The organism is Paracoccus pacificus (assembly GCF_042680785.1).
Classification (GTDB): Bacteria; Pseudomonadota; Alphaproteobacteria; order Rhodobacterales; family Rhodobacteraceae; genus Paracoccus; species Paracoccus pacificus.
In genome coordinates this window covers 1-1,892 of the sequence record NZ_JBHUEN010000002.1, presented here as the reverse complement: position 1 = coordinate 1,892, position 1,892 = coordinate 1, and the positions used below count along the sequence as shown (strand labels likewise).

Annotated in this window: 1 protein-coding gene; it reads right to left on the bottom strand. The window is 56.6% G+C overall.

Annotation, left to right across the window (positions count from 1 at the left end):
* Nucleotides 1-54: 54 nt before the first annotated feature.
* A complete protein-coding gene (locus tag ACFSCT_RS00120) occupies nucleotides 55-1,722 on the bottom strand; it encodes a DUF499 domain-containing protein (protein WP_379139258.1) in 1,668 nt (555 codons plus the stop codon).
* Between the last annotated feature and the right edge of the window lie 170 nt (nucleotides 1,723-1,892).

Genomic DNA, 1,892 nt, shown 5'->3' with positions numbered 1-1,892 from the left:
GCGGGCGGTCGCAGTCCCCGCTTCAAGCCGCTGATCTCGTCCGTTCAGAGGAATTCAGTGAAAAATCGAGGTGCCCGGTAGCCTGTCGTCCCAACGCTCGGGCTGTTCACTCTCGTCCAAGCCCGTCCAAGGGTCGTTCAGCCAATTGCGGGGCAACGCGATGACACGGAATGTCTTGGCGACTTCCTCGCTGCCACCGATGACGTAGCGGGTTTCCTTAGCGAGTTGAATGAGGTCCGATCCATCCGTGAAAAGCCTGTCATTTCTCGCGGAGGCCATGACTTTGGCCTGAGGGTTTTCCTCTTCCTTGAAGACGAGCCGTGCTCCATCTTGGTGGATATTGAAGCTGTTCTCGATGACCGTTGCGAGCTCAACCTGGAAAGCATTGTCATCGACTGGTTTTGCCCGCGTCAGGTCGATTTGCAGAACAGAAGGCTCTGCGCCGGCCATGTTTCCGACCGCTATTGACCGCAGCCACAGCGAGCCGATGATTTCCTGAAGATGTGGGACCTTCGAGGCGTGGTCTGGCACGGCTTCGGTTACGGAGGTGAGGTTACGAAGGGCTTTGTCGCGTAGGGCGCGGTGTTGCTGATTGGCAACCGAGTCCAGAAGTGCTCCGATCCCGGATGCATCGTCGTCGAGCCGAAAATCGGCAGCTGTCAAAATTGGCGCGTTCTCGCCGCTGCTCTTATGCAGGTTCGCCAAGATGCGGATGAGGTCGCGCGTCTCTTGGGCGTCTGTCGCCACAAGCACCTGATCCTCCAAGAGTTGCAGGAGGTGCGGCGCGAAGGGCCAGCATTCGACAAAGTCTCGCCGCTTCCTGTCCTGTTCGGAAGATGGCGTACCGAGCTGCCGAAAATATTCGTTGATGTGAACGTCGAGGGTGCCCTCAATTGCCGAGGAGCCGATCTGCAACCGGTTTTCAAACAGCCGATGGAGGAGCATGCGACGGCGATCATGCTGGATCTTGTCCGGGCTACCGCCAGCACGGAAATCCACCTGAACGGGATTCACCCTGTGGATCTGCTGGTATGCGTCGCTTGTCCCGTTTCGAACCGAAACCACGAGCACGAGGAGTTCGGGGTACTCCTTTGCAATCTCAGAGAGGATCTGGATGAAGTTGAACGCCCAGTTTTTCCACGGATACTGCTTGGTATTCGTGAGACCGTCGAACCAAGTCTGAAACTCGTCGAGCAGCAGCATCGTCGGCGAATGCCGCAGCATCTCGAGGATGAGCTGGTCGGACGGAATGTCAGTCTTGCTGGCACCCATACCTTCCCACTTCCCCTTGATATACGTGCCGTGCGGATGTCGTTCGAACAGAATGTCCCAGAGGAACTTATAGCGCTGACGATGGAGGCTTTCCCCGATGACGAGCATGCCATTCCGCAGCGGGATTTGACCGATCGCCGGGTCAGACAGGGTAGTGGACCAGCTCTTCAACCAATCCCCGGTTGAGGCGGGATCACTAACAGTATGATAGAGAGCCGCCATAAGGTGTGACTTACCGAGGCCGCGTTCACCAATGACTACAACCGGTCGACCTTGCTGGGGGCCGACGGCTTCTATGCCTTTCAATAGATCGAGCGTAGGGTACGTGATCTCAAGAAAGTCACGGGCCGGAACCTGTGTTGCCCCTGTATTCGCATCGTTGGATAGCTCAATCGCCGTCCCTTTGAGGCGCCGCCCTTTGAACTCATCCCTCAGCTTCAAACCAAGCATTTAAGCCTCTCCAATTCGTTCTGCCGGCTGCGCCGGAAATGATGTTTCCCGGTTCAGCAGCACGATCTGTTGATCCTGCGGCATCCTGGCGGATGGATCCGTGTCCAACCCTAGGTTGTGTTGACAAAAGGGATTCACATCAGTCTTTGAGCATGATTCAAGCTGGCATC

Bases quoted from the DNA above. Each gene is read 5' to 3' on its own strand.
- ACFSCT_RS00120 (WP_379139258.1), bottom strand. From the start codon at position 1,722: ATGCTTGGTTTGAAGCTGAGGGATGAGTTCAAAGGGCGGCGCCTCAAA.